26 protein-coding genes are annotated in these 26,277 nt (G+C 62.5%); 16 read left to right on the top strand and 10 right to left on the bottom strand.

The features are described 5' to 3' along the window. The first annotated feature begins 246 nt into the window (after positions 1–246). Together LB555_RS20695 and LB555_RS20700 are read left to right on the top strand one after the other, a co-directional pair. Entirely contained in the window at positions 247–594 is a 348-nt protein-coding gene (locus LB555_RS20695) for a DUF5330 domain-containing protein (RefSeq protein WP_224525865.1), read from the top strand. Between the two features lie 100 nt (positions 595–694). Further along, complete coding sequence (locus LB555_RS20700) at positions 695–1,123, top strand: SufE family protein (protein WP_015318647.1); 429 nt, start codon at positions 695–697, stop codon at positions 1,121–1,123. A gap of 86 nt (positions 1,124–1,209) precedes the next feature. Here the strand turns inward: LB555_RS20700 and LB555_RS20705 are convergent, their stop codons facing one another. Both LB555_RS20705 and LB555_RS20710 read right to left on the bottom strand, forming a co-directional pair. Further along, positions 1,210–1,638, bottom strand: coding sequence for a MucR family transcriptional regulator (locus LB555_RS20705; protein WP_015318648.1), 429 nt, complete (start codon positions 1,636–1,638; stop codon positions 1,210–1,212). A 451-nt stretch (positions 1,639–2,089) separates the two neighbouring features. Next, positions 2,090–2,458: an SH3 domain-containing protein gene (locus LB555_RS20710; RefSeq protein WP_140618729.1), complete on the bottom strand. Its 369-nt coding sequence runs from the start codon at positions 2,456–2,458 to the stop codon at positions 2,090–2,092. Positions 2,459–2,571: 113 nt separating this feature from the next. Here LB555_RS20710 and LB555_RS20715 point away from each other — a divergent pair, with 113 nt between their 5' ends. The 3 genes from LB555_RS20715 (at position 2,572) to LB555_RS20725 (ending at position 5,869) form a co-directional block, all read left to right on the top strand. Continuing rightward, positions 2,572–4,671, top strand: coding sequence for a S9 family peptidase (locus tag LB555_RS20715; protein ID WP_224683630.1), 2,100 nt, complete (start codon positions 2,572–2,574; stop codon positions 4,669–4,671). A 19-nt stretch (positions 4,672–4,690) separates the two neighbouring features. After that, positions 4,691–5,317: a LysE family translocator gene (locus LB555_RS20720; protein WP_224683631.1), complete on the top strand. Its 627-nt coding sequence runs from the start codon at positions 4,691–4,693 to the stop codon at positions 5,315–5,317. Positions 5,318–5,467: 150 nt separating this feature from the next. After that, on the top strand, positions 5,468–5,869 hold the full coding sequence (locus LB555_RS20725) for an SET domain-containing protein (protein ID WP_015318651.1): 402 nt from the start codon (positions 5,468–5,470) through the stop codon (positions 5,867–5,869). On the opposite strand, the gene LB555_RS20730 is transcribed toward LB555_RS20725, so the two are convergent. The 4 genes from LB555_RS20730 to LB555_RS20745 form a co-directional block, all read right to left on the bottom strand. Beyond that, positions 5,866–6,816 (bottom strand): cytochrome c, encoded by a 951-nt coding sequence (locus tag LB555_RS20730; protein ID WP_224683632.1) that lies wholly within the window; start codon positions 6,814–6,816, stop codon positions 5,866–5,868. The two genes, LB555_RS20725 and LB555_RS20730, sit on opposite strands and share 4 nt — an antisense overlap. Positions 6,817–6,825: 9 nt before the next feature. Continuing rightward, on the bottom strand, positions 6,826–7,263 hold the full coding sequence (locus LB555_RS20735; protein WP_015318653.1) for a c-type cytochrome: 438 nt from the start codon (positions 7,261–7,263) through the stop codon (positions 6,826–6,828). A 156-nt stretch (positions 7,264–7,419) separates the two neighbouring features. Then, on the bottom strand, positions 7,420–8,022 hold the full coding sequence (locus LB555_RS20740; protein WP_015318654.1) for a superoxide dismutase: 603 nt from the start codon (positions 8,020–8,022) through the stop codon (positions 7,420–7,422). A 171-nt stretch (positions 8,023–8,193) separates the two neighbouring features. Further along, on the bottom strand, positions 8,194–9,072 hold the full coding sequence (locus LB555_RS20745; protein WP_224584481.1) for a branched-chain amino acid aminotransferase: 879 nt from the start codon (positions 9,070–9,072) through the stop codon (positions 8,194–8,196). Between the two features lie 155 nt (positions 9,073–9,227). On the opposite strand from LB555_RS20745, the gene LB555_RS20750 reads away from it, so the two are divergent. Together LB555_RS20750 and LB555_RS20755 are read left to right on the top strand one after the other, a co-directional pair. Further along, positions 9,228–9,890: a haloacid dehalogenase type II gene (locus LB555_RS20750; RefSeq protein ID WP_140618589.1), complete on the top strand. Its 663-nt coding sequence runs from the start codon at positions 9,228–9,230 to the stop codon at positions 9,888–9,890. Between the two features lie 170 nt (positions 9,891–10,060). Next, positions 10,061–10,888, top strand: a complete 828-nt coding sequence (locus LB555_RS20755) for a L,D-transpeptidase (protein WP_015318657.1) — start codon at positions 10,061–10,063, stop codon at positions 10,886–10,888. A gap of 70 nt (positions 10,889–10,958) precedes the next feature. Here LB555_RS20755 and LB555_RS20760 read toward each other — a convergent pair whose 3' ends face one another. Then, entirely contained in the window at positions 10,959–12,506 is a 1,548-nt protein-coding gene (locus LB555_RS20760; protein ID WP_224683633.1) for a helicase HerA-like C-terminal domain-containing protein, read from the bottom strand. A 340-nt stretch (positions 12,507–12,846) separates the two neighbouring features. Between LB555_RS20760 and LB555_RS20765 the strand changes: the two genes are divergently transcribed. The 4 genes from LB555_RS20765 to LB555_RS20780 all read left to right on the top strand — a co-directional run bounded on the left by LB555_RS20765 (position 12,847) and on the right by LB555_RS20780 (position 17,094). Beyond that, positions 12,847–14,289 (top strand): methylmalonyl-CoA mutase subunit beta, encoded by a 1,443-nt coding sequence (locus LB555_RS20765; RefSeq protein ID WP_224584477.1) that lies wholly within the window; start codon positions 12,847–12,849, stop codon positions 14,287–14,289. Next, a complete protein-coding gene (gene scpA, locus LB555_RS20770) occupies positions 14,286–16,406 on the top strand; it encodes a methylmalonyl-CoA mutase (protein ID WP_224683634.1) in 2,121 nt (706 codons plus the stop codon). The genes LB555_RS20765 and scpA overlap by 4 nt, the downstream gene beginning before the upstream one ends. Before the next feature lie 74 nt (positions 16,407–16,480). Beyond that, complete coding sequence (locus LB555_RS20775) at positions 16,481–16,711, top strand: AbrB/MazE/SpoVT family DNA-binding domain-containing protein (protein ID WP_140717839.1); 231 nt, start codon at positions 16,481–16,483, stop codon at positions 16,709–16,711. Further along, positions 16,708–17,094 (top strand): type II toxin-antitoxin system death-on-curing family toxin, encoded by a 387-nt coding sequence (locus LB555_RS20780; protein ID WP_140618597.1) that lies wholly within the window; start codon positions 16,708–16,710, stop codon positions 17,092–17,094. Before LB555_RS20775 ends, LB555_RS20780 begins: the two co-directional genes overlap by 4 nt. Here LB555_RS20780 and greA read toward each other — a convergent pair. Continuing rightward, positions 17,091–17,564: a transcription elongation factor GreA gene (gene greA, locus LB555_RS20785; RefSeq protein ID WP_224683635.1), complete on the bottom strand. Its 474-nt coding sequence runs from the start codon at positions 17,562–17,564 to the stop codon at positions 17,091–17,093. The two genes, LB555_RS20780 and greA, sit on opposite strands and share 4 nt — an antisense overlap. Before the next feature lie 117 nt (positions 17,565–17,681). Here greA and LB555_RS20790 point away from each other — a divergent pair, with 117 nt between their 5' ends. Then, complete coding sequence (locus LB555_RS20790) at positions 17,682–19,058, top strand: TIGR03808 family TAT-translocated repetitive protein (protein WP_224641842.1); 1,377 nt, start codon at positions 17,682–17,684, stop codon at positions 19,056–19,058. Between the two features lie 9 nt (positions 19,059–19,067). On the opposite strand, the gene LB555_RS20795 is transcribed toward LB555_RS20790, so the two are convergent. Together LB555_RS20795 and LB555_RS20800 are read right to left on the bottom strand one after the other, a co-directional pair. Further along, positions 19,068–20,072 (bottom strand): asparaginase, encoded by a 1,005-nt coding sequence (locus tag LB555_RS20795; protein ID WP_140663184.1) that lies wholly within the window; start codon positions 20,070–20,072, stop codon positions 19,068–19,070. Positions 20,073–20,099: 27 nt separating this feature from the next. After that, positions 20,100–21,266: an acetyl-CoA acetyltransferase gene (locus tag LB555_RS20800; protein ID WP_015318666.1), complete on the bottom strand. Its 1,167-nt coding sequence runs from the start codon at positions 21,264–21,266 to the stop codon at positions 20,100–20,102. Between the two features lie 194 nt (positions 21,267–21,460). Here LB555_RS20800 and betI point away from each other — a divergent pair, with 194 nt between their 5' ends. Genes betI through betA form a run of 4 tightly spaced genes read left to right on the top strand, consistent with a single transcriptional unit; the run spans position 21,461 to position 26,223 of the window. Next, complete coding sequence (betI, locus tag LB555_RS20805) at positions 21,461–22,051, top strand: choline-responsive transcriptional repressor BetI (RefSeq protein ID WP_015318667.1); 591 nt, start codon at positions 21,461–21,463, stop codon at positions 22,049–22,051. Next, positions 22,048–23,577 (top strand): choline-sulfatase, encoded by a 1,530-nt coding sequence (gene betC, locus LB555_RS20810; RefSeq protein WP_224683636.1) that lies wholly within the window; start codon positions 22,048–22,050, stop codon positions 23,575–23,577. The genes betI and betC overlap by 4 nt, the downstream gene beginning before the upstream one ends. Then, positions 23,574–24,578, top strand: coding sequence for a threonine/serine dehydratase (locus tag LB555_RS20815; RefSeq protein ID WP_224683637.1), 1,005 nt, complete (start codon positions 23,574–23,576; stop codon positions 24,576–24,578). The genes betC and LB555_RS20815 overlap by 4 nt, the downstream gene beginning before the upstream one ends. Then, positions 24,571–26,223 (top strand): choline dehydrogenase, encoded by a 1,653-nt coding sequence (gene betA, locus LB555_RS20820; protein ID WP_224683638.1) that lies wholly within the window; start codon positions 24,571–24,573, stop codon positions 26,221–26,223. Before LB555_RS20815 ends, betA begins: the two co-directional genes overlap by 8 nt. Positions 26,224–26,277 lie beyond the last annotated feature (54 nt).

Genomic DNA, 26,277 nt, shown 5'->3' on the forward strand with positions numbered 1-26,277 from the left:
CGAAGCCGCTTTATTTCCTCGAAGACACAATTCATTCAACGGGATAGATGGTTATCGAATGGTGAGAAGGATCGTTCCGATATGAAACAAATCGACAGCAAAACGCTTCGTTTCGAATTTGCCTAAAATTTGAGGAAAATTCTCGGCGATCGTGCAAGCCGTCCTTCGTGCCTGTGTGTCAACATCCTGCCCATAAAAGAGGTCATGCCATATGATGCATGATCCGGTCACGACGAGAGGCAAGGCATGTTCTTCCTGATAAGAATGGCTTTCTGGTTTTCACTGGTGCTGCTGGCGCTGCCGCTGGGTGTCGGGTCCGATGAAACGGGCCAGGAAAGCGTCGGGCCGATCCAGGCCCTGTTCGCGGCGCGAGACGCCGTCGGCGACATCGCCGGTATCTGCGAACGCAAGCCCGATGTCTGCGAGACGGGCAAGTCGGCGATGCACACCATCACCGCACGCGCCAAGGAAACTGCCAAGATCGCGGCGGCCATGCTGGACGACAAGTCCGCCGGCTCCGATACCTCGACAATGACGGGCAGCGTGCCGGAAGTCGTCCTGCCTGAAACGGTCAACCTGCCGATAAACAATTAAGCCGTCTCGACGGCGCACCGCGGGCAGTCTGCCCTCTCGACGCCCGCGGTGTCCTTGTTTTTTCCGTGACGCGGCGCCGCCGCGTGACTATATCCGGGTCATGACGACCACGATCCAGACGATCCGCGACGACTTCTCGTTCCTTGACGAATGGGAGGATCGTTATCGTTACGTCATCGAACTCGGCGAAGCGCTGCCGCCCTTTCCCGATGCGGAGCGCAACGCCACCAACAAGGTGCCAGGTTGCGTCAGCCAGGTCTGGCTGACCACCGAACGGGGTCCGGGCGCCGACCCCGTCATCACCTTCACCGGCGATTCGGACGCCCATATCGTGCGCGGACTGGTTGCGATCATGCTGGCGCTGTTTTCCGGAAAGACGGCCAGCGAAATCCAGAAAATCGATGCGGAAGCGACGCTGAAGGCACTCGGCCTCGACGAGCACCTGTCGCCCCAGCGTGCCAACGGTCTTCGCTCGATGGTCAAGCGCATCAAACGCGACGCCGAGATGGCGCTCGCCCAGACTGCCTGATCGACCTGTCGATCTTCCGCCCACCCCTGAAATCAAACGGCGCCCGAAGGCGCCGTTTGATTTCAATCCAATCTGGCAAGCAGCGACTACCGCGCCGCCTTGCGCTTGCGGCCGAGGCCCATCTTCTTGGCAAGCTGCGAGCGGGCCGCCGCGTAATTCGGGGCAACCATCGGATAGCTTGGGTCCAGGTTCCACTTTTCGCGATACTGATCGGGCGTCAGATCGTAGTGGGTCATCAGGTGACGCTTGAGCGACTTGAACTTCTTGCCGTCTTCGAGACAGACAATGTAGTCGTCATGAACCGAGCGCTTCGGGTTGACAGCCGGCTTCTGCTTGTCGGCAGGCGCCTGTTCGACGGTTCCGCCCACACGCCCGAGGGCGGCATGGACATCGGATATAAGGTTCGGCAGTTCGCCGACCGGCACCGGATTGTTGCTGACATAGGCAGCCACCACGTCGGCGGTGAGCTCGATCAGCGCATCATTGTTTCTGGAAGGTGTTTCGACAATATCCATGGTCTTCAGGCCCCAACAAGAGTTACGTCGGTCTGTGCCCCTTTTTTACAGGCAGGGCATTGCACGAATTTGCGCAGATAGAGCTGCCGCGATTCGTGTCACGGGGACATCAATGCGGCCGCAGGTCAAGTAAGTCAATTCGTTGCGCGCATTATATTTATGAATCTTGATCAACTATTCCGCGATCAGCTTCAATCTTTCGTGCATCATGTAATTTTTCGATATTTCGCCCGCCAAACCGGTAAAGCCTGACGTAACGTCAGTTCACCGTTACATTCGCGATAACTCACAAATCAGGTTTCAATGCTCTCGTTTGCTTTGCCGTCGCTTCGGCAAACTTGGTTGTTCGCATCTGTCCTCAAAACCACAGGTTGCCGCTCCTCTCTGTCGGGCAGGCAACCAGGCGACATGCCCGCCGGCCGAACCAGTCGGGGCCAAAATCGATGGTCGTTCAATACGGGATGATATATCTGCCATAGGCCCAGCCGGTCACGAAGGTGCCGTTCTTGGCCGGCTCATGCCAGACTTCGCACCAGCGATAGCGAACCGTCTGCTGCTGTTTCCATGCCGGTTGATTGGCGATATCGAGCAGGTTTATGCCGCCGGTGCATCGTCCGGTCATCTGCAGGACGGTCCCGTTCGGGTATGCGACCTGCTTCTGGGATGTTCCCGACGGATATTTGCGCACATTGAGCGTGTCGCCGAACGGCACATTGGCCACTTGCCAAGCCGAAAATACGGTCGCATGAGACTGGCCGGCAAAGACCAGACTTAGCGAAGCGACGGCGAAAGCCGCAGCAATACGAGACCGAATAGTCATCTTCTCTCCCCCGGCCGTCGCATGGGCCGACACCAACTCTACGCCACAGCTCTTGAACCTGCCCTGATCGGCGTGTTCATTCGTCATTCAAGATATTTCCAGAGCGAGACGCAATGACCAGGACTTCCCGATTTCCAATCGCCAGCGCCCCTGCCCCCGAGAAAAGGCCCGTTTCGGACACGCATCACGGCATCACGCGAACCGATGAATATGCCTGGCTGCGAGCGGATAACTGGCAAGAAATGTTCAGGGATCCTTCCTTGCTCGATCCTGGGATCCGCGCCGAACTCGAAGCCGAGAATGCCTATCAGTCGACGCTGATGGCCGACACGTCAGATCTGCAAAAGCAGCTTTTCAAGGAAATGAAGGGCCGCATCAAGGAAGATGATTCTTCCGTTCCCATGAAGGACGGGCCTTATGCCTACGGCTCTTCCTTCAAGCTCGGCGGCGAGCAGCCGCGCTATTTCCGAACGCCGCGCGGCGGCGGACCCGAGCAGATCCTGCTCGACGGCGACGCCGAGGCCGAGGGCAAGGCCTATTTCCGGCTTGGCGGCGTCGATCATTCGGCCGATCATAGCAAGTTGCTATGGGCGTTCGACGACAAGGGTTCGGAATTCTACACGCTGCGTGTGCGCGACCTTGCCGACGGCAAGGAACTGGCGGACCAGATACAGGCCACCGGCGGTTCGGGGGTCTGGGACGCGGGCAATGACGGGTTCTTCTATACGCGTCTCGACCCAAACCACCGGCCGTCGAAGGTGCTGTTCCACGCACTGGGGCAGGCCCCTGAAAACGACCGGCTGATCTACGAGGAAACCGACCCCGGCTTCTTCATGAACGTCGACGGGACTCGCAACAACCAATGGATCATGATCGGCATCAACGATCACGAGACTTCGGAATACCGCCTGTTGAGCGCCAGCGATCCATTTGCCAAGCCGAAGCTGGTTTCGGCGCGCGAGACCGGCCTTCAATATGAACTTGAGGAAGGCGGCGATATCTTCTTCGTCCTGACCAACGCGGACGGTGCCAAGGACTTCAAGATCATGACGGCGCCGGCGAGCGACCCGGTCCGCGCCAACTGGCAGGAACTGGTGCCGCATGAACCGGGCCGGCTGATCCTGTCGGTGATCGGCTTCAAGGACCACATGGTGCGGCTCGAGCGCAAGGAAGGCCTGCCGCGCATCGTCGTGCGGGATCGGGCCAGCGGCGAAGAGCATCTGATTTCCTTCGACGAGGAAGCCTTCTCGCTCGGCCTTTCAGGGTCCCTGGAATACGGCACCGAGATGATGCGTTTTTCCTACTCGTCGATGACGACACCGTCGCAGATGTTCGACTACAACATGCGCACTCGTGAGCGTGTGCTGCTCAAGACCCAGGAAGTGCCGTCCGGCCACGATCCGCACCTCTACGTCACGAGGCGGCTGATGGCGCCGGCGGCCGATGGCGAACTGGTGCCGATCTCGCTTCTGCATCACCGCGACACGCCGCTGGATGGCTCCGCGCCATGCCTGCTCTACGGTTATGGCTCCTACGGTATCACCGTGCCGGCCGCCTTCACCACCAACTGGTTCTCGCTGGTTGACCGTGGGTTCGTGTTTGCCATTGCCCACGTGCGCGGCGGCAAGGACAAGGGATATGGCTGGTACGACGACGGCAAGCGGGCGCACAAGATGAACACCTTCACCGATTTCATCGCCTGCGCCCGCCACCTCGTTGCCGAGCGCTATACCGCGCATGACCGAATCGTCGCGCAAGGCGGCTCGGCCGGCGGTATGCTGATGGGCGCCATCGCCAACATGGCGCCGGATTGCTTCGGCGGCATCGTGGCCGAGGTTCCCTTCGTCGATGTACTCACCACCATGCTCGATGCAACGCTGCCGCTGACCCCGCCGGAATGGCCAGAATGGGGCAATCCGATCGCGTCGGCCGACGATTACCTGACGATCGCCGCCTATTCGCCATACGACAATGTCGCCGCGCTCGACTATCCGCCGATCCTGGCGCTCGCCGGTCTCACCGATCCGCGCGTCACCTATTGGGAGCCGGCCAAATGGGTTGCGCGGCTGCGCGACCGCAAGAGCGGCGACAATCCGGTACTGTTCAGGATCAACATGGATTCCGGCCATGCCGGTGCCTCCGGCCGGTTTTCACGCCTGGAGGAGATCGCCTATACTTATGCCTTCACGCTGAAGGTGACGGACAAGGCATAGCTCACGGAGGAACGCTGCGATGATCGATCTGGCCACAGCGACAGCTTACATCGCGGTTGTGCTCGGCTTTGTCTTCATTCCTGGCCCGGCCACGCTGTTGACGATCGCCCGCGCAACGAGTTCGGGGACGAGAGTCGGAATCGCCACAGGCGGCGGGATCGCGGCCGGCGATGTGTTTCATACCGCCATGGCGATGGTTGGGATCTCGGCGATCATCGCCACATCGGCGACGCTGTTCAGCATCGTAAAGTATATCGGCGCGGCCTACCTCGTTTACCTCGGCATTCGGGTCATCATCGAGAAAGCGCCAACCGATCCGACCGCCGGCGCGCTTGCAAGCTCCGCCGGCAAGGCGTTTCGACAGGCTGTCCTGACCGAGGTGCTCAACCCCAAGACCGCGCTTTTCTTCCTGGCGTTCCTGCCTCAGTTCGTGCGGCCCGAAAACGGATCAGTGATGGTTCAATTGGCCGTATTGGGGATCATCTTCGTCATGCTGGGGCTTTTCAGCACGGTCGTGTTTGCCGTGAGCGCAGGGCGGCTCGGCAGTTTCCTGCGCCGAAATCCGACAGTGCTGAAATGGCAAGGCAAGGTTGTCGGCGGCATCTACTGCGCCCTGGGTGTCCGCCTCGCCTTGCAAGAGCGCTGAGGCCAGGCGACCCACGTCTGCTGGCAGGCCTGATGATCATCACTTTTTGAATTCCGCGCGGCTCATTTCCGCTCGCAATTGCGACGGTCGCGCGCTACCCAAGGCACGGTTTTCCGGGGCACGAAGTCCGCACTTGCACAAGGGTCCATTATGCTGCTCGTCGACGTCTATCTCGACAAATCGCCGATCCAGGGCATCGGTGTGTTTGCCAAGAACCATATTGCCAAGGGCACGCTGGTCTGGAAGCTCGACCCCCGGTTCGATCGGATCATCGACGTCGAGACCTATGAGAGCGAAACCGGGCCGGTGAAGAACTACCTCGACCGCTATTCCTACCCCGACCGTCGCGATCCCGCCTATATCGTCTTCGAAGCCGACGACGCCCGCTACATGAACCATGACGACGAGCCGAATTGCGATGTCTCGTCGCCCGAGGAGACCTACGCCTTGCGCGACATCGCGCCTGGCGAGGAGATGACCTGCAACTACAACCTTTTCTTCGAAACGGGCTTCGATTTCCTCGGCGATCGCCACCTGCAGTCCGAGGATTAGTTCGTACTTTTCTTGCGCGCCGGATAGCCGTTGGGATGCGGCGGCACCGCCTTCAGATAGGCAGCAATCGCCGCACGGTCGTCCGCCGTCAGCTCGGCCATGTTGCGCTGCACGTCGACCATGGCGCCGCCGACGGAATCGAAATCCGGCGTGAATCCGGTTTCGAGGTAGTTTGCGATGTCGGACGCGGACCAGCTGCCGATACCTCCCTCGCCCGAAGTGATGTTCGGCACGACGCCCGAGCCCTCGGTGGCCACCGCACCGGCCAGCCATTCGCTTTTCCTGGTGCCTCCAGCGAGGTCGCGCGGCGTGTGGCATTCGCCGCAATGGCCCGGTCCTTCGACCAGATAGCGGCCTGCCATCACAGGGTCTGGCGCGCCATCAGGCAGGGGCACGACAGGCTTGTCACTGAGATAGAGCCGCTTCCACAGGCCAATGCCGCGCCGGATGCTGAACGGGAACGCCAGCGAATTGCCGGGCGCCTTGCCGGCGACGGCGGGAAGCGTCTTCAAGAAAGCGTAAAGGTCGGCGACATCTGACGGTTTCATGCGAGCATAGGAGGCATAGGGGAATGCCGGATAGAGATGCTCGCCCGAAGGCGACACACCTTTCAGCATGGCGTTAGCGAGATCCCCGACCGACCATGCGCCGATGCCGTCCTTGGGATCTTGCGAAATATTGGGCGGAACAAAGATGCCGAATGGCGTCTTGAGTTCGAGCCCGCCTATGAGCTGAAGCCGTGCATCGCCCTGCGACCCGGGCTTGGCATGGCAGGAGGTGCAGCCGCCGGCATAGAAGATGCGCTTGCCCCGGGCAACATCGCCTGGGCCGAGTTGCGCCAGGGTCGCCGCATCAAGCGTGACCGGTGCCGACAGCAGCCACCCCGCCGACGCGCCGGCGACGCCCAGGACGAGGGCCGCGCCGACGAGCTTCTTCAGCCATGCCATGGCTGGCGATCAGCCCTTTTTGACCCTGTAGCCCTGGTGGCAGGTACCACAGTCCGAGCCGATGGTGCCGATCTGCGTCTTCAGCGCATCGACGTCGGCCGGAGCCGCCGCGACCGCAGCCTTGACATCGGCGAGATACTTGTCCTCGGTCGCCTTGAAGCCGGCCATGTCTTCCCAGATTTTTGGCGCCGCCGTGGTGTCGCCGGTGTCGGTGCCCTTCGGGAACAAGGCCTCTACGTCGAACTTCTCGGCATTTGCCTGCAGTGCCTGCAACTGCGTCAGCACCGCGGCGGCATCAAAGGGCTCCTCGCCCTTGACCACTTTCGACAGGCCGCCGACGATCTTTCCGCGTTCCTTCATCAGAGCCTGCCGATCGAGGATCGGATCGGCAAAGGCCGCCGATGCGGCGAGTGCGAGCATGGAGATGGCGATGACAAGCTTTCTCATTCATTTGGCTCCGTGGTGAAGGCATTTCAGGACAGGACGTTAACGGATGAGGGAGGTGGAATATTCCCATTCTCCCGCATGAAATTGCATGACCCTAGCCGTGGGGTTCGAGACGAAAAGAAAAGGCCCGGGGTGCCGGGCCTTTCGGAAGATTGATCAGGCATTCGCCTTTTCGTAGAGTTCAAGCACGTGATCCCAGTTGATCAGGCTATCTACGAAGGCCTCGAGGTATTTCGGCCGGGCGTTGCGATAATCGATGTAGTAGGAGTGCTCCCAGACGTCGACGCCGAGGATCGGCGATGCGCCATGAACCAGCGGGTTCTCGCCGTTCGGCGTCTTCGATATCGCCAGCTTGCCGTCCTTGACCGAAACCCAGGCCCAGCCCGAACCGAACTGCGTTGTGCCGGCGGCAATGAAATCAGCCTTGAACTTGTCGTAACCGCCGAGATCGCTGTCGAAAGCCTTCTGCAGCGCGCCAGGGAGCTTGTTGCCGCCGCCGCCCTTCTTCATCCATTTCCAGAAATGGATGTGATTGTAGTGCTGGGCAGCATTGTTGAAGAGACCGGCATTCTTGCCGAACGATTGCTTGACCACCTCTTCGACCGAAAGATCGCCAAGGCCGGCTTCGGCGGCGAGCTTGTTGCCGTTGTCGACATAGGCTTTGTGATGCTTGTCGTGGTGATACTCCAGCGTCTCTTTGGACATATAGGGCTGCAGGGCCTCATAGTCGTAGGGCAGAGCGGGCAATTCGAAAGCCATAGGTAGTACTCCCTCGTGGAAAATCCGGTGTGGATACCGGAGTAAGATAGGTCGGGATTGAGCTGGAGCAACTCCGGAAGTGAAGCGCCGGTTCCCTTTCTAAGCGGGTTCCCGGGAACTGTCACACGCTTTTCCTGTGACCAGCCGCGCGCAGACAAAAGGCGGGCTATCTCAGCCAGCCGAGGTCGAATGCGCCCACTCCCAATAGAGTTCACGTGCCTTCTTGGCCACCGGGCCGGGTTGCATATCACGGCCCTCCATGCGGGTGACCGGCACCACCTTGGAGTGGTTGCCGGTCGAGAAGATTTCGTCCGCTTCGAGGAAATCCCGCACCGACAGCGTCTTTTCAGTCGTCGTGAACCCATAGTCGCCAAGCAGCGTCATCGTGCGCGCGCGGGTAATGCCGGACAGGAAGGTTCCGTTCGGCGCCGGCGTCAGCACATGGCCGTCCTTGACCAGGAAGATGTTCGAGCTTCCGGTCTCCGCGACATTGCCCAGCATGTCGAGCACAAGCGCGTTGTCGAAGCCGCGCGCCTTGGCCTCGAGGATGGCGCGGCCGTTGTTGGGATAGAGGCAGCCGGCCTTGGCGTTGGTCGGCATGGTTTCGATGGTCGGGCGCCGGAATGGCGACACGGTCACCGAAAAGCCGGTCGGTGAGATCATCGGCGATTCATAGAGGCAGAGGCAGAAACGGGTCGAGGCGGGATCGGCCGGCACGCCCATGTAGCCGCCATGCTCGGCCCAGTACATCGGCCTCATGTAGACCGCCGTCTTGCCGTCGAATTTCTTCAATCCGTCCCAGGTCAGCCCGACGATCTGCTCGGGCGTCATGTTCGGCGCCAGCCCAAGCCCGATCGCCGAGGCATTGACGCGTGCGGCATGGAGTTCGAGATCTGGCGCCACGCCTTCGAACCAGCGCGCCCCGTCGAACACGCTGGTGCCGAGCCACATGGCATGGCTGCGCGGCCCCAGAATGGCGACATTGCCTTCGTACCAATCGCCATCGACGAAAGTCCATGTCGCGGATTGCGCCGCCGCCGCCAGTGTCATCGCGTTTTCCCGTTCCGGTCAATCTTGTGTGACAACATTGGATGATGCTTTGACCGCCGCCGTCAACCAGCATCGGGGAGTTTTGTTGAGGCCAGCGACGGGTGCGCTGCAATCAAGGCTTGCACCTTGTCCCGCCTCGCCTCAAAACTGTTGCCATGCAATACGCCGCCTACGTGTTCGACGCCTATGGCACGCTGTTCGACGTGCACGCCGCCGTGCGCCGCCATGCGGACGCGATCGGCCCGGACGGCCAACTCCTGTCCGAAATCTGGCGCGCCAAACAGCTTGAGTATTCCTGGGTTCGCACGCTGATGGGCGCCTATGCCGATTTCTGGCAGCTGACCGAACAGGCGCTGGACTTCGCCTTGCGCAAGGTCCCTTCGGCCGATCCGAGCCTCAAGGCGAAACTTCTGGAAGCCTACTGGCGGCTGGACTGTTATCCCGAAGTGCCGGCCGTGCTGAAAGCGCTCAAGGCTTCGGGCGCCAGGCTGGCGATCCTCTCCAACGGTTCGCCCGAAATGCTGCAGGCAGCGGTCAAGTCGGCGGCACTCGACCAGGTCCTGGACGACATCTATTCGGTCGATGCGGTGCGTCGCTTCAAGACCGATCCTGTTGTCTACGACATGGTCGCCACCGGATGGCGCCTCTACCCCGGCGCGGTCTCCTTCCAGTCCTCCAATCGCTGGGACATTGCGGGCGCCACCAAATTCGGCTTCCGTACGGTCTGGATCAACCGCTCCAACCAGCCGGAGGAATACCAGGACTTGCCACCGGCCCTGATCCTGCCATCGCTGGAGGCACTCGTATCCGGTGCCTAACTGACCTGTGGCCCCAGCGCCACAGTGGCGGCGCAGTCACAGCTTCGCCTTTGTTTGTCCACGTTCGAGCCAGAATCGGAACCGCCTATCGCCTCAGGTGTTGTCAGGCACCCGCAGCGAACGTCGCGTGTTGACGCTTTGTTGCGATTTGAGTCTTAAAGAAGGCAGCCATGTCCATAACCGAAATCGAATCCTATCGCCTGAGCCGTCGCGGCTTCCTCAACGCCGCAGCCCTGGGCGCCGCCTCGATAGCGGTTTCCGCATGCGCCACCACCGGACCGGGACCAGTCGAGCCGCCGCCGCCACCAACGTATGTCGAGCCTCCGCTCGCCGACTATGCGTCGATGTACGCTGCGGTCAACGATGGCGGTTTCGATCTGCCGGCCATCCCCGTCGACAGGATCGATCCGCAGTTCCTGCGCCAGATCGTACCCGACCCGACCGGGCAGAAGCCGGGGACCATCGTCGTCGATACGACAGGCCACTTCCTCTATCTGGTTCGCCCGGGCGGCCAGGCCATTCGCTATGGTGTCGGCCTTGGCCGCGCCGGCTTCGAATGGTCGGGCGACGCCGTCGTCCAGTGGAAGCAGAAATGGCCGAAGTGGACGCCGCCGGATGAGATGATCGCCCGCCAGCCGGAATTGAAGCAGTACAGCGCCGACAATGGCGGCATGCCCGGCGGCCTAAAGAACCCGCTCGGCGCACGTGCGCTCTATCTCTTCCAGGGCAATGTGGACACGCTCTATCGCCTGCACGGCTCGCCGGAATGGCGCTCGATCGGCAAATCGGTGTCGTCGGGCTGCGTGCGCCTGATGAACCAGGACATTATCGACCTTTATGACCGCGTGCCCTCGAAGACGCCGGTCATCGTGACCAGCGACGCTCGCCAGCCGATGGTGGCGACGGCCAACCACAAGGCGATCCCGATCGATGCCGGCGTGCCGGATGGATCGGTGCTGCTCGGCCCAGTCAAAGCGGTCACGAACGCGATCTTCTGAGTTTCACGGGGCTTCTGAGTTTCAGGGGGCTTCTGAGTTCAGGGGGCAGCAGCGTTGCCGCTGCCCTGATCTACCGTCCCCGCGACAAACTACCCAGAATCCCGCGCACAATGGCACGTCCGACCGACGAGCCGATCGAGCGCACCACCGACTTGATCGCGGCCTCGGCCACCGTCTGGCGATTGGAGGGGCGCGGCGCAGGCGCGCGCCGGCCACCGGACTGCGGCGCGGGATCGTCATTGCCGAAGCCTGGAATGGTCCAGCGCGAGCCGCCGGTGCCGGTCTGCTGCGCCTGCGCCTCGGCGTCCTGCGCCTGCTTTGCCTTCTTCTGCAGCATTTCGAAGGCCGATTCGCGATCGACAACCTGGTCATACTGGCCGGTGACCGGGCTTTCCCCGATCAGCTTCTGCCGCTCGGCAGGGGTGATGGGTCCAAGCCGCGATGACGGCGGACGGATCGACGTGCGCTGGACCATGGACGGAATGCCCTTGGCCTCCAGGGTAGAGACCAGGGCCTCGCCGGTGGCGAGCTGGGTGATGGCGGTGGCGCAGTCGAAATCCGGATTGGGCCGGAAGGTTTCGGCCGCCGTCCTCACCGCCTGCTGCTCGCGGGGCGTGTAGGCGCGCAGCGCGTGCTGCACGCGGTTGCCGAGCTGGGCCAGGACCTTTTCGGGGATATCCAAGGGGTTTTGCGTGACGAAATAGACGCCGACGCCTTTCGAGCGGATCAGGCGGACCACCTGCTCGACCCGGTCGATCAGCACCTTCGGCGCCTCGTCGAACAAGAGGTGCGCCTCGTCGAAGAAGAACACCAGCTTCGGCTTGTCGGGGTCGCCAACCTCCGGCAGTTCCTCGAACAGCTCCGACATCAGCCAGAGCAGGAACGTCGCGTAGAGGCGCGGATTCATCATCAGCTTGTCGGCGGCCAGCACGCTGATGGCGCCGCGACCATCGCGGGTGGTGCGCATGATGTCGGCAATGCGCAAAGCCGGCTCGCCGAAGAAGTTCGCCGCGCCCTGCTGCTCAAGTACCAGCAGCGTGCGCTGAATCGCCCCCACCGACGGCTTGGTGACGTTGCCATAACGGGCGCTGATTTCCTCGGCGCGCTCCGCGATGTTGGCGAGCAGCGCCTGCAGGTCCTTGAGGTCGAGGAGAAGAAGGCCCTCTTCATCGGCAATGCGGAAGGCAATGTTCATGATGCCTTCCTGCGCGTCGGTCAGGTTCATCAGCCGCGACAGGAGCAGCGGGCCCATTTCCGAAATGGTGGCGCGGATGGGGTGGCCCTGCTCGCCGAACAGATCCCAGAAGATGACGGGAAATTCCTGGAAGTCGTAAGGGTCGAGCTTGACCTGTTCTGCCCGCTTGACCAGGAAATCCTGGGCGGTGCCTATCATGGCGATACCGGAAAGGTCGCCCTTGATGTCGGCGCAGAAGACCGGAACGCCGGCGTTGGAAAATCCCTCGGCCAGGATCTGCAAGGTGACGGTCTTGCCCGTACCGGTGGCGCCGGTCACCAGGCCATGGCGATTTCCGTATTGCAGCAGCAGGTTTTCGGCGCGCTGATAGCTGTCGTCGGGCTTGCGGCTGGCGCCGATAAAAATACTGGTGTCGTCAGCCATAGCTCGGGTCTCCGCAAAACTGATGTGTCTAAAGCCAGCCTGTGCCCGAAGGTATAGTGAGGCTGCCGGACAGCGACAATGACAATTGTCCAAGGCGGGGCCAATCATCCAATCAGGGCTATCGTCCAAATCGGACCAATCGCCAAAATCGGATTTTGGAACTTGCGGATTTCGATGGTGTTTGGCAATCGTCCATGGTCCGTCCACGCAAGCGACCTATATCAGGTGGATCGAATATCAGGTGGTCGAATTCAAGCCTGGGCGTGCATTGCGATAACTGACCGGGGACCGTAGATTAGGCTGCCCGGGCTGGTGCGGCCACATAGAACGAGGACGATGAATGGGCGCCGGAGCCTTGACCAGGGATGTTGAGCCAACGAATGCGGAGCGTCAGCGATGGCTGACCCTGGCGGGAAAAGCGTTGGCCGGCGCCTCCTTCGAGGAACAGCTGGTCTCGCATACCGACGACAATATCCGCGTCGAGCCGCTCTATGAACGCGCGGCCGGAACGGAACCGATCGTGCGCGCCAATCCTCAATCGCCGTGGATCGTCAGCCAGCGCGTCGACGACCCCGATGTCGGACGCGCCAAGAGGCAGGTCCTGGAAGATGTCGCCCAGGGCGCGACGGGATTGTCGCTTGTCTTCGAGGGCGCCCCGAACGCGTTTGGCTACGGCCTGCCGAGGACGGCGCAGGCGCTTGAGACGGTGCTGGAGGGCGTGCCCCTCAACCGGGTCCAGATCCGTATCGACACCCACCCCTGGAGCCGCCCCATGGCCGACTGGCTGGTGGCGTTCCTGAGCAAGCGCCGCTCCGATCCGGCAAAGCTCAACCTGTCTTTCGGCATCGATCCGGCTGCTATCCTCGCCGGCACCGGCCGGCTGCGCATGTCGATCGAGGCGCTGCAGGAGTCCATGCCGCAATCGCTGGCGCATTTCTTCTCGATGGGCGTTCCGGGTGTGCTTCTGGAGGCAGACGGTCGCGTCTTCCACAATGCCGGCGCCACGGAAGCGCAGGAACTCGGCATCATGCTGGCCTCGGCGGTCTCGTATCTGCGAATGTTCGAGAAGGCGCGGCAGCCGCTCGTCTATGCCGCGCCTCATATCGGTTTCGCGCTCAGCGTCGACCAGGACCAGTTCCTGTCGATGGCCAAGGTGCGAGCCCTGCGCAGGCTGTGGGCACGGGTGCAGGAGGCCTGCTCGATCCCCAATTCCACGGCCAACATCCATGCCGAGACATCATTTCGCATGATGACGGCATTGGATCCCGAAACCAACATCCTGCGCACGACGATCGGCTGCTTCGCCGCGGCGGCGGGAGGCGCCGATTCGATCTCAATCCTGCCGCATACGATCGCGCACGGCCTGCCGGCCGCCTTTGCCCGCCGCGTCGCGCGCAACGCGCAGCTGATCATGGCCAATGAAAGCCATGTCGATCATGTCGCCGATCCCGCCTATGGCTCCGGCGCCGTCGAAGCGCTGACCTCAGACCTTTGCGAAGCCGCGTGGGCGGAATTACAGGCCATCGAGGCTGAGGGTGGCGTGCTGTCCAGCCTTCGGGACGGACATATCCAGCAGCGCGTCCGCAACGCCGCCGCCCATCGCGCCATAGCCTTCAAGTCAGACGAGCGGGCCATTGTCGGCGCCACGCTTTATCCGTTGAAAAGCGAGCGCCCGGTCGAGACGCTGGACGCAGAGAAGCGACCTGCCTTCACCGAGGGCGTCGTCCTGTGCGAAGCGTTGTCTCCGGTCCGCATCGATCAATCCATCGGGGCCGCTTCTTGATTCCGGATTTCAGTCAGATCGGCTGGGTGCCGCCGCGCCGCGCGCCTGTCGAGGTCAAGGGACAGCGAACAACGCCGGAAGGCCTTGTCGTCAAGCAGCTGTACAGTCAGGGCGACCTCAAGGGATTGTCGCATCTCGACACCTATCCGGGCCTGCCGCCCTTCGTGCGCGGCCCCTACCCGACCATGTATGTCCAGCAACCCTGGACCATCCGGCAATATGCCGGTTTTTCGACCGCCGAAGAATCCAACGCCTTCTACCGGCGCAACCTTGCCGCCGGCCAGAAAGGCCTTTCGGTTGCCTTCGATCTCGCCACGCACCGCGGCTATGATTCGGACCATCCGCGCGTCGCCGGCGATGTCGGCATGGCGGGTGTGGCTATCGATTCCATCCTCGACATGCGGCAATTGTTCGACGGCATTCCGCTCGGCGAGATGACCGTGTCGATGACGATGAACGGCGCGGTGCTGCCGATCATGGCGCTCTACATCGTGGCGGCGGAAGAGCAAGGCGTCGCGCAGAAGGATTTGGCCGGGACCATTCAGAACGACATTCTGAAGGAGTTCATGGTCCGCAACACCTATATCTATCCGCCGAAGCCCTCGATGCGGATCGTCTCGGACATCTTCTCCTACACCTCGAAGAACATGCCGAAGTTCAATTCGATTTCGATCTCCGGCTATCACATGCAGGAGGCCGGCGCGACCGCCGACCTGGAGCTCGCCTATACGATCGCCGACGGTATCGAATATGCCCGCGCCGGCGTCGCGGCGGGGCTCGACATCGACCGTTTCGCGCCGCGCCTATCGTTCTTCTGGGCGATCGGCATGAATTTCTTCATGGAAGTGGCCAAGCTCAGGGCCGCACGCCTGTTGTGGGCGACGCTGATGAAAAAGAACTTCGCGCCAAAGGACGAGCGGTCGCTGTCCCTGCGCACCCATTGCCAGACCTCCGGCTGGTCGCTGACGGCACAGGATCCCTACAACAACATCATCCGCACGATGATCGAGGCGATGGCCGCGACCCAGGGGCATACCCAGTCGCTGCACACCAACTCCTTCGACGAAGCAATGGCGCTGCCGACCGACCATTCGGCGCGCATCGCCCGCAACACGCAACTCGTCCTGCAGAAGGAATCCGGCACCACGCGCATCATCGATCCGTGGGGCGGTTCGGCCTATCTCGAACGGCTGACACACGATCTGGCGGCGCGTGCGCTCGCCCATATCGAGGAGGTCGAGGCTCTCGGCGGCATGGCGGCGGCGATCGAAAAGGGCATACCCAAGCTGCGCATCGAGGAAGCAGCGGCCCGTACGCAGGCGCGCATCGATTCCGGCGAGCAGATGCTGGTCGGCGTCAATGCGCATCGCCCCGGAACCGATATCGAGGTCGACGTGCTGAAGATCGACAATGCCGAGGTCAGGGCCCGGCAACTCTCGAAGCTGCAACGGCTGAAAGGCACGCGTGACGTCGCCGCCGTCGAAAGCGCGCTCGATGCGCTGACCCGTGCCGCACAGAGCGAGGACAACCTCCTGGAGTTCGCCATCCGCGCCGCGCGCGCCAATGCCACTGTCGGCGAAATCTCGTTCGCCCTGGAAAGAGCCTATGGCCGCCATGTGGCCACGGTGCAGACCATTTCCGGTGTCTACCGCAAGGCGCTTGGCGACAGTCCGGTGATCGACCGCCTGCAGGACAAGCTCGGTGCCTTCGAAAAGAAAAACGGCGGCAAGCCGCGCATCCTCGTGGCCAAGATGGGACAGGACGGCCACGACCGCGGGCAAAAGGTGATCGCCACGGCCTTCGCCGATCTCGGCTTCGACGTTACCGTCGGCGCCATGTTCCAAACGCCGGAAGAGATCGCGAAACTGGCTGTCCAGAATGACGTCCACATCATCGGCGCCTCATCGCTGGCAGCGGGTCACCTGACGCTGATCCCAGAATTGCGCGACACGCTGAAGAAGCTCGGCCGCGGCGACATGCTGATCGTGGCCGGCGGCGTCATTCCGCCGCAGGACTATGATGCGGTGCTGCAAGCCGGCGCGGCGGAAATCTTCCCGCCGGGCACGGTCATTCCGGAAGCGGCGGAGCGGCTGCTGGATCGGCTGCTATCCTCGTGACGAATCTGTTATAATATCTGTTGCAACACCCGGCGCACCGCGTTATAATTAGCGTTGCAACAGGATGTTTCATCATGAACACCACAATTCGCAAGATCGGTAATTCGGACGGCCTGATTCTGCCGAAAGAGCTTCTCGATCGATTGAATCTCAAGACAGGCGACAACGTGGTCGTCGTCCAGGAAGGTCAAGAGCTTCGCTTGCGCCGATTGGAAGATTCTGCCGAAGAATTCGAGCGCAAGATGAAGGTAGCGCGCGAGCGGATGAGGAAATACGAGGTTGCCTACCGCGCGCTCGCAAAATGACGGCACATCATTCGCGAGAGTTCGTGGAGGCGATGCATGCCGAGCAGTTGCGTCTTCACGGCGGCGCGTCGGGCATCCGCGATGAAGGCCTGTTGGAATCGGCGCTCGCACGTCCGCAACAGAAAGAAGCATACGGCGAGCCGGATCTGAGCGAACTCGCTGCCGCCTATCTCTTCGGCATCGCAAAGAACCATCCGTTCGTCGATGGGAACAAGCGCACGGCTTTCGCTGCGGCCGACTTGTTTCTCTATTTCAACGGATTAAGCATCGAAGCCGAACAGGAGGAGGTCATCCAACTGGTGATGATGGTCGCTGCCGGCGAGATAGACGAAGCGGGTGCGGCCGCATTCTTCCGCGACCATGTCGTCAAGCTTGAAGACTAACTCTCCGAGAGCTTGACGATCTCCCACTCCTTGCCGTTGACGCTGGCCGCGTCGCCAACCTTCTTGCCGAACAGCGCGACCGCCATAGGCGAGACGTGCGAGATGCTGCCCTTGGCCGGATCGGCTTCATCCTCGCCGACAATCTTCCAGTGCACCTTCCTGCCGTCGTCACTTTGCAGCGTGACACCCATGCCGAAGCGGACGACATCGCTGCCGGGCTCCGGCACGGAAAGCTCGGCACTCTCGCGTCGCGCGGTCCAGTAGCGCAGATCGCGCGACACGACCGCGATGCGCTCGCGGTCGGCTTTCCGCTCCGCTTTCGCCATGATATCGCGCAGATCGGCCAGATTGTCGTCGATCTGCGCCAGGCCGCGCTCCGTCACCAGGTTCCGGTGCGTGCTGATCGGCCGCTCGCCAACACCGGCGATCGCGTTTTCGCTGTCTTCTTCGCGGGTAAAAGCTCTGCTCATCCCCTGAACTTAGGCGCCGAGTGGCTGCCCGACAAGTCATTGCCGCCGAGAAGAGGCGCGTTGAACGTCTGGCATGATTCCTGCGGTGTCGGGGCGGAACACTGGGATTCTGTGCCGATGTTGAACAGACGAACCCTGCTGACGCAGACCACCTGCTTTGCCGTCATGGGCCTCGCGCTCGGCAAGGCGGCGGCCGCCAGCCTGACCGGCATCGAGAAAGCCTCGATGCGCGGCTCGATCAACGCCACCGAACTTGGCGTCCAGCCCGGTACGTTTGACGACCAGAGCAAGGCCTTCGCCAAGCTGCTGCGCGACGCGAATGGCCGTGACATGCCGATCTTCCTGCCGCCCGGCACCTATGTGGTGTCCAATCTCTCGCTGCCTGGTCGCGTGCGTCTTTCCGGCGTGCCGGGCGCGACGCGGATCGTCTATGGCGGCGACGGCCATTTGTTTATGGCCGAACACGCCAACCATATCGAACTCAGCGGACTGGTTTTCGACGGCGCGAATCGCTCTATGGGCGACTACGCGCAAGGACTGCTCGATCTGCGCCGGGTGGCGCATCTCGTGGTTGACAACTGCCAGATCACGGGCAGCGGCAAGAACGGGCTGGCGCTGGAACACGCCGCGGGCCGGATCGAGCGTTCGGACATATCGGGGGCGGCGGACGCCGGCATCTATTCGGTGGAGGCCGCAGGACTGGCGATATCAGGCAACACCGTCTCCGATTGCGCCAATGGCGGCATCCTGGTGCACCGCTGGCAAGCTGCGGAAGACGGCACCATGGTCACCGGCAACCGCGTCGAACGCATTGGCGCGCGCAGCGGCGGCACCGGCCAGAACGGCAACGGCATCAATGCCTTCCGCGCCGGCAATGTCGTCATCTCGGGCAATGTGGTCTCCGACTGCGCCTTCTCGGCGATCCGGGCCAACAGTTCCAGCAATTTGCAGATATCGGGCAACACCTGCTCGCGCTCGGGCGAGACCGCGGTCTATTCCGAGTTCTCGTTCGAAGGCGCCGTCATTTCCAACAACATCGTCGACGGCGCGGCCAACGGCATCTCGATCGTCAACTTCAACGAAGGCGGCCGCATGGGTATCTGCTCCGGCAACATCGTGCGCAATCTGTCGACATCAGGCCCCTATACCGCGGATCCACCCGGCTTCGGCGTTGGGATCGCCGTCGAGGCCGACACCGTCGCTTCCAACAACGTCATCGAGAACGCGCCGCTCTACGGCATGTCGATCGGCTGGGGGCCGTATCTGCGCAACGTCGTGGCCACCGGCAACATCATTCGCAAGGCAGGCACCGGCATCGTCGTCAGTGTGGTCGAAGGTGCCGGCACGGCCGTCATCTCCGACAACGTCATCGATGGCGCGTCGAACGGAGCGGTTGTCGGCCAGCGCTGGGCCGAGCCGGTGACATCAGACCTCACCCAGACCAGCAGCAGCGGCTATGCGCACTTAACCGTCGAGCGCAACCGCGTCAGCTGATTACCGCCTTCAATTCAGGGCCGGCGTCGGCCTCAGCGCCCCGACCTTGGCGCCAATCCGGCTTTCGATAGGCGCATTCGCCAGTTCGAGCAGCTTCGCCGCCAAGGCCTCGTCCGCCCGCAGCAGCCTGGCGAGGACCGCGGCGGCGATTGCATCGCCGGCGCGCCCGGCACCGTCATCGCATTTGACCGCGATGCCGAGGCCGAGTTCCGGAATTGCGGCACAATGGACGCCCTCGGCCCCGCCTTTCGCGAAAATTCGCCTCGGAGCGGCTTCCATCAGCAACAGGTCCGCGCGGCCGGTGCCGGCCACGAAGAACGGCTCCGCCATGCAGGCCGAAAGCAGCCGCTTCGCGGCCTTCGCCCGCTCCGGGCCAAAGCCTTGGGCCGTGGCCATGCGAGCAAAGCCGAGCGCAAAACTCCTGAGCGGCACCGCATAGGTCGGAATCGAGCAGCCGTCGACCGCGCGTTCGTCGGGGCCGTGGACAGCGCCGGTGACTGCCTGCATGGCGTCGCGCACCATTTCCTGCAGGGCGTGATCCGGTCTGACATAGCCGCGATGCGCGATGCCCAAATGAACGCAGGTACAGAGGAAACCGGAGTGCTTGCCGGAACAATTGTTATGCAACGCATTCGGTGAGCCGCCGGCACGCGCGAGCGCAATCTCCGCGTCATGGTTCGAGGGCCAGTGGACCCCGCATTCGAGCGCCGACCCGTCCAGCCCGGCCCTGGCCAGCATGGACCGCGCCAGTTCGACATGCGCCGGCTCGCCGGAGTGGGAGGCACAGGCCAGCGCCAGTTCGCGATTGCCGAAGCCATAGGCATCCGCGGCACCCGTTTCGACAAGCGGCAGGGCCTGGATCGCCTTTACGGCGGAACGCGGAAAGACCGGCTTCGACGTATCGCCGATCTCCAGCACCGGCTTGCCGTCGGCATCGAAGACGGCGACGGCGCCGCGATGGGCGCTCTCGACAATGGCGCCGCGCAAAACTTCGATCAGAACCGGATTTGCCATGCTACCTCCCGCGAATGCCGGGGCGGTTTACCTGATCCGGTCGAGAATGGAAACGTAGTTGGCGACCGCCGCACCGCCCATGTTGAAGATGCCGCCGAGTTTCGCGCCCGGCACCTGGATGCCGCCGGCTTCGCCGACAAGCTGCATGGCGGTCAAGACATGCATGGATACGCCGGTGGCGCCGATCGGATGGCCCTTGGCCTTCAGTCCGCCGGAGGGATTGACCGGCAGGCCGCCGTCTTTTGCCGTTGTGCCATCCAGCGCCAGTTTGGCGCCCTCACCCGGCTTGGCCAGTCCCATCGCTTCATACTCGATCAATTCGGCGATAGTGAAGCAGTCATGCGTTTCGACGAAGGAGAGATCGTCGAGCGTTACGCCGGCGTTCTTCAGCGCGCGGGTCCAGGCCTGTTCGCAGCCTTCGAAGGTCAGGATGTCGCGCTTCGACATCGGCAGGAAATCCTGCACATGCTCGTTGGCGCGGAAGGCGACCGCGCGGCGCATCTTCAGCGCCGTTGCCGTGTCGGCAAGGACAAGGGCAGCGGCGCCGTCGGAGACCAGCGAGCAGTCGGTGCGCTTCAAGGGTCCTGCGACGAACGGGTTTTTCTCGCTCTCCTGCCGGCAGAAGTCATAGCCGAAATCCTTGCGCATCTGCGCATAGGGATTGTCGACGCCATTCTTGTGGTTCTTGGCAGCGATCATGGCGAGCGCATCCGACTGGTCGCCATAGCGCTGGAAATAGGCCTGCGCGATCTTGCCGAAGACGCCGGCGAAGCCGGCTGGCGTGTCGCCGTCCTCGGGCAGATAGGAAGCTTTCAGCAAATTCTTGCCGATTTCGGGCCCGGGCGTCGTCGTCATCTGCTCGGCGCCAACCACCAGCACGATGCGGGCGGCGTTTGCATCAATGGCGCGGATACCTTGCCTGACCGCCGCCGAACCGGTGGCGCAAGCGTTCTCGACGCGTGTCGCCGGCTTGAAGCGCAGCCGGTCGTCCGCCTGGAGAACCAGGCTTGCCGTGAAATCCTGCGCCGAAAAACCGGCATTGAAATGGCCGAGCACGATCTCGTCGACCTCGTCCGGGCCAATGCCGGCATGGTCGAGCGCGTCCGTCGCGACCTTGACGATCAGGTTTTCGAGCGTCTCGCCCTCAAGCTTGCCGAAGCGCGAATGCGCCCAGCCAACGATGCATGCGGTCATGGCGGTCTCCATCCTTGGCGCCAGCGCCCACGGCTCGTGACGCACTTCGCCTTTATTGTTCAAATATAAACATTCTCGCCCGGGCCGTGAAGGGCCGCAACGCAACAATCGCTTGGTACAGGTCGCGTCGAGGTCGATTTTTTATTGATTGACGCGTCAATAAAAAATAATCTCCCGCAAAAATCGGAAACGGCATGCCAAAAGTCGGAATGGAGCCATTGCGCCGCAGGGCGCTCATCGACGCGACGATCTCGGCGATCGGCGAGCGTGGCTCGCTTGACGTGACCATGTCCGAGATCGCCGGACGCGCCGGTGTGTCTTCGGCGCTCGCCCACCACTATTTCGGCGCCAAGGACGAGCTGCTGTTCGCGACGATGCGGCACATCCTGGCCGAACTGACCATCGATATGCGCCGCGCCTTGCAGTGCGCCGGCACCGCGCGCGAGCGCGTCTCGGCCGTGGTCGCCGTCAACTTCTCCGATGTCCAGTTCCAGGCCGAAACCATTGCCGCATGGCTCGCGTTCTATGTCGAGGCGCAGCAATCGTCTTCGCTGCGCCGGCTGCTTAGAATCTATGCTCGGCGGCTGCATTCCAACCTGATGAGTGGATTGACCGGCATCCTGCCGAGGACCGAGGCCGACCGCGCCGCGGAAGCGACGGCGGCGATGATCGACGGGCTCTACATCAGGCGCGCGCTGAAGGATGGCGTGCCTGACGCCGCGACCGCGATCGCGCTGGTCGAGGATTATCTCGAAACCAAACTTGGCGGACGGCACAAGCAGTGACAGCGAAGCGACCCAATTTCCTGATCGTCATGGTCGACCAGCTCAACGGGACCTTGTTCCCGGATGGGCCGGCGGAATTTCTGCACACACCGCATCTGAAGGCACTGGCGGCGCGTTCGGCGCGCTTTGCCAACAACTACACCGCCTCGCCACTCTGCGCGCCGGGCCGTGCCTCGTTCATGAGCGGCCAGTTGCCGTCGCGCACCGGGGTCTATGACAATGCCGCCGAGTTCGCCTCGTCGATCCCGACCTTCGCCCATCATTTGCGTGCGGCCGGCTACTACACCTGCCTGTCGGGCAAGATGCATTTCGTCGGACCTGATCAGCTGCACGGTTTCGAGGAACGGCTGACCACCGACATCTATCCGGCGGATTTCGGCTGGACGCCGGACTACCGCAAACCCGGTGAGCGCATCGAGTGGTGGTATCATAATCTGGGTTCGGTGACCGGCGCCGGCGTTGCGGAAACAACCAACCAGATGGAGTATGACGACGAGGTCGTGTTCCTCGCGTCTCAGAAGCTCTATCAGCTTTCGCGCGAACAGGACGATGCGAGCCATCGGCCCTGGTGCCTCACCGTCTCGCTGTCGCATCCGCACGATCCCTATGTCGCGCGCAAGCAGTATTGGGATCTCTATGAGCATTGCCAGGTGCTGGATCCGGAAACCGGGTACATCGCTGAAGACGAGCAGGATCCGCATTCTCGGCGGCTGTACCATGCCAGCGACTATCCCTCTTTCGAGATCACGCCTGAAGAGGTGCGTCGTTCGCGGCGCGGCTATTTCGCCAACATCTCCTATGTCGACGACAAGGTCGGCGAGCTCCTCGACGTTCTCACGCGGACGCGCATGCTCGACGACACGATCCTCCTGTTCTGCTCGGATCACGGCGACATGCTCGGCGAGCGAGGCCTGTGGTTCAAGATGAGCTTCTTCGAAGGCTCGGCGCGAGTGCCGTTGATGATTGCCGGCAAGGGCATTCGTGCCGGGCTGATCGAGGCGCCGGTCTCCAATCTCGACGTAGCACCAACGCTTTGCGACCTTGCCGGCATCGACATCGGGGCGATCGCGCCGTGGACCGACGGCCAGTCGCTGCTGCCGCTCACCAAGGGCGGGCAGCGCACGGCACCGGTGCTGATCGAGTACGCGGCGGAGGGCTCCTATGCGCCCTTGGTGGCAATCCGCGAAGGCAGGTACAAATTCGTCCATTGCGAACTCGATCCGCCGCAATTGTTCGATCTCGAAGCCGATCCGCTCGAGCGGGACAATCTGGCCGCCGACCCCGCCAATGCGGGTCTTGTGGCGGCATTCCTGGAAAAGGTCCGGGCGCGTTGGGACATGGCCGGCTTCGATGCCGCCGTGCGCGAAAACCAGGCACGCCGCTGGGTCGTCTATCCGGCGCTGCGCAACGGCGCCTATTACCCTTGGGATTTCCAGCCGTTGCAGAAAGCGTCAGAGCGGTACATGCGCAATCACATGAACCTCGACAATCTCGAAGAGAGCAAAAGGTATCCGCGAGGCGAATGATGGCAGACCTTCTCGTTCCCACTCTCGACCATCTCAGGCAGGCCTACGCGGTAACGTCACGGGCGACACAGGTCACGCCGCTGCTGGAATCGGCGGCGCTCGCCAGAGAAACCGGCGCGGCCCGGGTCTTCATCAAGCCGGAATCGCTGCAATGGGCCGGATCCTTCAAGGTTCGCGGCGCTTATTGGCGGCTGAAGCGGCTTTCGCCCGACGAGGCGAAGAAGGGCGTCGTCGCCTATTCCTCGGGCCATTTCGCGCAAGGGCTGGCCGCGGCCGGCCAGGCGCTCGGCATTCCCGTGACCATCGTCATGCCGATCGACGCGCCGGCCGCCAAGCGCGATGCTACCGCGGGTTATGGCGCGCGCGTCGTGCTGACCGACCATGACGATCGCGCGCGTGAAGAGGTCGCGGCGGCCAAGGCGCGCGAAATCGCTGAAACAGAAGGGCTAGCGCTCCTGCATCCATTCGACGATCCCGAGATCGTCGCCGGTCAGGCGGGTGCCGGCCTCGAAGCGCTCGACCAGCTGTCGGGTAAGGATGCCAGCGCCGATCTCTTGTTCTGCTCGGTCGGCGGCGGTGGGCTGATCGGCGGCGTTTCGCTCGCCTTCCACTATCTGTCGCCGGCGACCGAGATCATCGGCGTAGAGCCCGAAGGGTTCGACGGCATGGGCTCTTCACTGGCGCATGGCAGCATCGAGACCATGCCGATCGGTCCGAAATCGATCTGCGACGGACTGATGTCGCGCCGGCCCGGCGACGCGCCGTTCGCCGCGGTCAAGACCGCTGGCGTGCGCGGCATCACGGTCGACGATCAGTCGGTGCGGCGCGCGATGCGGATCGCTTTCGAGCGGATGAAGCTGGTGCTCGAACCGTCAGGTGCGGCGTCGCTGGCGGCATTGCTCGGTGGCAAGGTGGATGTGGCGGGAAAAACCGTCCTGGTGGTGGCTACCGGCGGCAACGTTTCGCTCGCCGATTTTATGGCGCATATGAACCATGCTTGAAGCGGATTTCGTTATCATCGGCTCCGGCTCCGCCGGCTCGGCCATGGCCTATCGCTTGTCGGAAGACGGCAAGCATTCGGTCATCGTCATCGAATTCGGCGGCACTGATATCGGGCCGCTGATCCAGATGCCTTCGGCGCTGTCGATACCGCTCAACATGAGCCTCTACGACTGGGGATTCGCCAGTGAACCGGAACCGCATCTGGGTGGCCGCGTGCTGGCGACGCCGCGCGGCAAGGTGATCGGCGGCTCGTCCTCGATCAACGGCATGGTCTATGTGCGCGGCCACGCCCGCGACTTCGACCATTGGGCCGAACAGGGCGCGGCCGGCTGGGGCTTCGCCGACGTGCTGCCCTACTTCAAACGCATGGAGGATTCAGATGGCGGCGAGGATGGCTGGCGCGGGCACGGCGGCCCGCTGCATGTGCAGCGCGGCTCCCGGCGCAATCCGCTCTATGGCGCCTTCGTCGAAGCGGGCCGCCAGGCAGGGTTTGAACTGACCGACGACTACAATGGCGCCAAGCAGGAAGGCTTCGGCCCGATGGAGCAGACCATTCTGGGCGGCCGCCGCTGGTCGGCGGCATCAGCCTATCTGAAGCCGGCGCTCCGGCGCAAAAACGTCAGACTGGTCAAAGGCTTTGCGCGCCGGGTGATCATCGAGAATCAACGCGCCATCGGCGTCGAGATCGAAGCTCACAAACAGATTCAGGTTGTTAAGGCGCGACGTGAAGTAATCGTCGCGGCGTCGTCGATCAACTCGCCGAAGATCCTGATGCTGTCCGGTATCGGCCCGGCCGGGCATTTGCACGAAAACGGCATTGCCGTCGTGGCCGACCGGCCTGGCGTCGGCGGCAACCTGCAGGACCATCTGGAGCTCTACATCCAGCAGGAATCGACCAAACCGATCACGCTGAATTCACTGCTGAACCCGTTCTCCAAGGCGATGATCGGGGCGCAGTGGCTGTTCTTCAATTCGGGCCTTGGCGCCACCAATCATTTCGAGGCGGCCGCCTTCGTGCGCTCGCAGGCAGGCGTCGACTATCCCGACATCCAGTACCACTTCATCCCGGCGGCGGTGCGTTATGACGGCAAGGCGGCGGCGAAGTCGCACGGTTTCCAGGCGCATGTCGGACCGATGCGCTCGAAGTCGCGCGGCTCGGTGACGCTGCGCTCGCCGGACCCGAAAGCGAAGCCGGTCATCCGCTTCAACTACATGTCGCATCCGGATGACTGGGCGGAGTTCCGCCACTGCATCCGCCTGACCCGCGAGATCTTCGGCCAGTCGGCCTTCGATGCCTATCGCGGACAGGAACTCTCGCCGGGCAGCCATGTCCAGTCGGACGACGATCTCGACGTGTTCATCCGCGACCATGCCGAAAGCGCCTACCACCCCTGCGGCACCTGCCGAATGGGCCGCGTCGATGATCAATCGAGCGTGGTCGATCCGGAATGCCGGGTCATCGGCGTCGACGGATTGCGGGTCGCCGACTCCTCGATCTTCCCGCGCGTGACCAACGGCAACCTCAACGCGCCATCGATCATGACCGGCGAAAAAGCGTCCGATCACATCCTTGGCCGCACGCCGCTCGCGCCGTCCAACCAGGAGCCATGGATCAATCCGCGCTGGCAGGCTTCCGACAGATAGGCCATGATCCGCCGATAGAGTGAGCTGCCCGACAGGCGCCCGCCCAATAGCCGT

It is taken from the genome of Mesorhizobium sp. BR-1-1-10, assembly GCF_020165595.1.
GTDB classification, from domain to species: Bacteria; Pseudomonadota; Alphaproteobacteria; order Rhizobiales; family Rhizobiaceae; genus Mesorhizobium; species Mesorhizobium australicum.

Coding starts and splice junctions, on each gene's coding strand:
- greA (WP_224683635.1), bottom strand. CDS start 17,564: ATGAGCAGAGCTTTTACCCGCGAAGAAGACAGCGAAAACGCGATCGCC.
- LB555_RS20695 (WP_224525865.1), top strand. CDS start 247: ATGTTCTTCCTGATAAGAATGGCTTTCTGGTTTTCACTGGTGCTGCTG.
- LB555_RS20735 (WP_015318653.1), bottom strand. CDS start 7,263: ATGAGAAAGCTTGTCATCGCCATCTCCATGCTCGCACTCGCCGCATCG.
- LB555_RS20750 (WP_140618589.1), top strand. CDS start 9,228: ATGCAATACGCCGCCTACGTGTTCGACGCCTATGGCACGCTGTTCGAC.
- LB555_RS20700 (WP_015318647.1), top strand. CDS start 695: ATGACGACCACGATCCAGACGATCCGCGACGACTTCTCGTTCCTTGAC.
- LB555_RS20705 (WP_015318648.1), bottom strand. CDS start 1,638: ATGGATATTGTCGAAACACCTTCCAGAAACAATGATGCGCTGATCGAG.
- LB555_RS20760 (WP_224683633.1), bottom strand. CDS start 12,506: ATGGCTGACGACACCAGTATTTTTATCGGCGCCAGCCGCAAGCCCGAC.
- LB555_RS20775 (WP_140717839.1), top strand. CDS start 16,481: ATGAACACCACAATTCGCAAGATCGGTAATTCGGACGGCCTGATTCTG.
- LB555_RS20745 (WP_224584481.1), bottom strand. CDS start 9,072: ATGACACTGGCGGCGGCGGCGCAATCCGCGACATGGACTTTCGTCGAT.
- betA (WP_224683638.1), top strand. CDS start 24,571: ATGCTTGAAGCGGATTTCGTTATCATCGGCTCCGGCTCCGCCGGCTCG.
- LB555_RS20710 (WP_140618729.1), bottom strand. CDS start 2,458: ATGACTATTCGGTCTCGTATTGCTGCGGCTTTCGCCGTCGCTTCGCTA.
- LB555_RS20780 (WP_140618597.1), top strand. CDS start 16,708: ATGACGGCACATCATTCGCGAGAGTTCGTGGAGGCGATGCATGCCGAG.
- LB555_RS20790 (WP_224641842.1), top strand. CDS start 17,682: ATGTTGAACAGACGAACCCTGCTGACGCAGACCACCTGCTTTGCCGTC.
- LB555_RS20765 (WP_224584477.1), top strand. CDS start 12,847: ATGGGCGCCGGAGCCTTGACCAGGGATGTTGAGCCAACGAATGCGGAG.
- LB555_RS20725 (WP_015318651.1), top strand. CDS start 5,468: ATGCTGCTCGTCGACGTCTATCTCGACAAATCGCCGATCCAGGGCATC.
- LB555_RS20730 (WP_224683632.1), bottom strand. CDS start 6,816: ATGGCATGGCTGAAGAAGCTCGTCGGCGCGGCCCTCGTCCTGGGCGTC.
- LB555_RS20795 (WP_140663184.1), bottom strand. CDS start 20,072: ATGGCAAATCCGGTTCTGATCGAAGTTTTGCGCGGCGCCATTGTCGAG.
- LB555_RS20740 (WP_015318654.1), bottom strand. CDS start 8,022: ATGGCTTTCGAATTGCCCGCTCTGCCCTACGACTATGAGGCCCTGCAG.
- LB555_RS20800 (WP_015318666.1), bottom strand. CDS start 21,266: ATGACCGCATGCATCGTTGGCTGGGCGCATTCGCGCTTCGGCAAGCTT.
- LB555_RS20755 (WP_015318657.1), top strand. CDS start 10,061: ATGTCCATAACCGAAATCGAATCCTATCGCCTGAGCCGTCGCGGCTTC.
- LB555_RS20715 (WP_224683630.1), top strand. CDS start 2,572: ATGACCAGGACTTCCCGATTTCCAATCGCCAGCGCCCCTGCCCCCGAG.
- LB555_RS20815 (WP_224683637.1), top strand. CDS start 23,574: ATGATGGCAGACCTTCTCGTTCCCACTCTCGACCATCTCAGGCAGGCC.
- betI (WP_015318667.1), top strand. CDS start 21,461: ATGCCAAAAGTCGGAATGGAGCCATTGCGCCGCAGGGCGCTCATCGAC.
- LB555_RS20720 (WP_224683631.1), top strand. CDS start 4,691: ATGATCGATCTGGCCACAGCGACAGCTTACATCGCGGTTGTGCTCGGC.